The 2,722-nt window shown below is 32.8% G+C and carries 4 protein-coding genes; 1 reads left to right on the top strand and 3 read right to left on the bottom strand.

Annotation, left to right across the window (positions count from 1 at the left end; genetic code table 11):
- Together ACZQCL_RS03685 and ACZQCL_RS03680 are read right to left on the bottom strand one after the other, a co-directional pair.
- A partial coding sequence (locus ACZQCL_RS03685) for a helix-turn-helix domain-containing protein (protein WP_482481870.1) occupies window positions 1–215 on the bottom strand: 215 nt, incomplete at its 3' end.
- Between the two features lie 2 nt (window positions 216–217).
- Complete coding sequence (locus ACZQCL_RS03680) at window positions 218–814, bottom strand: hypothetical protein (RefSeq protein WP_482481869.1); 597 nt, start codon at window positions 812–814, stop codon at window positions 218–220.
- Between the two features lie 158 nt (window positions 815–972).
- On the opposite strand from ACZQCL_RS03680, the gene trpA reads away from it, so the two are divergent.
- Window positions 973–1,380, top strand: coding sequence for a tryptophan synthase subunit alpha (gene trpA / locus ACZQCL_RS03675; RefSeq protein ID WP_482481868.1), 408 nt, complete (start codon window positions 973–975; stop codon window positions 1,378–1,380).
- A gap of 216 nt (window positions 1,381–1,596) precedes the next feature.
- Here the strand turns inward: trpA and ACZQCL_RS03670 are convergent, their stop codons facing one another.
- Window positions 1,597–2,607, bottom strand: a complete 1,011-nt coding sequence (locus ACZQCL_RS03670) for a LacI family DNA-binding transcriptional regulator (RefSeq protein WP_227991643.1) — start codon at window positions 2,605–2,607, stop codon at window positions 1,597–1,599.
- Between the last annotated feature and the right edge of the window lie 115 nt (window positions 2,608–2,722).

The raw sequence follows: 2,722 nt of genomic DNA, 5'->3' as shown, positions 1-2,722 counted from the left end.
TTTTCATCGTCCTTTACATACTCCAATATATCACCAGGTTGACAATTTAATACTTCACAAATAGCTTCTAAAGTAGAGAAGCGAATCGCAGAAATCTTACCTGTTTTCATTTTTGATAAGTTGACATTGCTGACGCCAACTTTTTCAGACAACTCTTTTAAACTCATTTTTCGATCGGCCATGACACGATCTAATCGCAATATGATCTTACCCATAATTACAATGTCTCATCATTCAATTGTTGTAGTTCTTGTCCATATCTCAATATATAAGATAACAAATAGATTAGAGCTGCAAAAACGAGGAAGCTTAAGTGAAGACGAATACCAAAATTGATTTGTGTAACATATTTAGTGTTGAAAAGTAGATCAAAGTTGATGATTTGTTTAAAGTACATAACTCGACATACTTCAAGAATATTAAAGACAATACCCCCTGCAAGAATATACTTAGCAAGGTTTTTGATGTGATTGGCAACACGAACATCAAATGGAGTATGATCCATCGCAATTTTACAAATGGATTCTATCGTTTGTATAGATTTATAGATGATGAATATTAATATAGCGATGATTAATAAAATCAATGGTAACCACATGGACATGCTGTCTTTATGTAAAGCGGTATCATCTTTAAATATCAATTGAAGAAAGTCTATTCTTATGCTTCCAAATAAAGTGTTATATACATCTTTGTTGAAGGCATAAAATAAGCTAAGTCCAATCAACAACGCAACAGAAATTAAACAAGTCCCTCGAACAATTTCTAAAACGAAACACATTTTCTTCAATAAATCTTTAGACTTATCATTCATGATATTACCTCCTAACATTAAATAAATAATGTTTATCGTTAATTTAATTATATATTACATAAATAATAAGTCAATATATGTTTCACATTTATTAGAAACTTTAGCTCAAAGTGCGGGAGCTGAGGTTGTAAAAAAAGCAGCACTACTAGCTGAGGGTAATGAGTGGATTGATTCTTCCGGATGTTCCTTATGAGGAAAAAGAAGAGTTTGATGTGATATTAAAGAAATATGGCTTAGATTTAATCAGTATGATTGCACCAACCAGTCATCAAAGAATTCAAACGATTGCCAAAGATGCCACTGGCTTTATTTATTGCGTATCTTCATTAGGTGTTACAGGTGTTCGTTCTACGATTACGACAGATATTTCAGCTATGGTACATCTTGTACGAGAAGTTACTGACGTTCCTGTTGAGGTAGGTTTTGGAATCTCAACGCCAGAACAAGCTAAAAAAATGGCTGATCAATCCAATGGAGCTATTGTGAAGATTGTTGAAAAGTATGGAAAAGATGCGCCTAAGTATGTTGAGGAGTATGTTAAAGAAATGGTACAGTCGATAAAATAAAAGGTCTCAGTCCAAAATAAATGGGATGAGATTTTTAATTGAACTTTAGTGTAGAAAGTCAAAATTTATCAGTTATAATTGAAATTTTGTGTTGAAAAAGCAAATTTATAAGTTATATTTGATAAAATATAAAAACTAATGAAAGATTTAAGATATGAATTAAATTCTTGATGATAGAAAAAACCCATAAGTAAATATGGGCATCATTGTAAATCTTTAATTGTGTTGTTTGGTTGATTCATTCCAGTTTACAGAACACTTTAAGATTTGATTTGGAATCTGTTTGTTTTCTCCTTTTAATGAATCAATTAAGATCGATGCAGCTTGATAGCCTTCATCATAGGCAGGTTGTACGATCGTTGTGACAGTTGGACTAGAGAAGTTAGTCCATTCTGTATTGTCAAAGCCAATTAATCCAATTGTATCTGGCATTAGGTTTCGGTAATCTTTTAATGCCAAATAGACACGTGGTAATAAGAAGCAGTTGGCTACAAAGATGAGGGTGCGAACGCCAAAACGTAATTCATTATAGAGTAGATCACGTAATGCATCACTTGTTATATCATCTGCTACAACGTGGGTTTTGCATGTTTTTCCTTTTGCTTCTAAAGCGTGTAAAAAACCAGTTGTACGCTCTAAACGTGTACTTAATACATGTGGATCTGCCGTAATCATAATGAATTCATCATATCCATCATTGATTAGGTGTGTTCCTACATTCAATATGGATTCATAGTTGTTTGTCTTGACCCATTTTTCTTTATCCATAGAAACTTGTGAATCAATAAATACTACGTCTTTATTTTCTTGTTTGATTTTTGGAATCAATTCGGCAAAATGACTGGATGGCTGGATGATAAAACCATCAACTCCCATTGCCAACATGCGATTGACGTATCCTTTTTCATTTTCAAAATTATAATTACTGTTTCCAACAATCAACTGGTAACGATTATCTCTTGCAAAATCATCAATTCCTTTAACGATTTGATTGGCAAACGTGTTGGTGATATCTCCAATGATGACGCCAATTAAACGTGTTTCTTTTGCGTTTAAAGAGCGTGCTGCAATACTTGGACGATAGTTTGTCTCTTTGATGACTTGAGCAATTCTTGCTTGGGTTTCCTCTGACATTTTGTCCGTCTTACCATTTAGAAAAAAAGAGACAGTAGTTTTAGATGTTCCAGCACGTTCGGCTATATCACGAATGGTTATTTTTTCTTTCATAAAGCGGATCCTTTCAATACTTCTATTCTAACAGATATAATTTTTTCTAGCAAACGCGTTTACTAAAGGAAAAATCTATAACTATTATGCACGGACAATGTATGATTTTACTTTG

The organism is Holdemanella sp. (assembly GCF_056804935.1).
The sequence above is the reverse complement of the archived record's forward strand: the minus strand, read 5'-3'. Positions and strand labels throughout refer to the sequence as shown.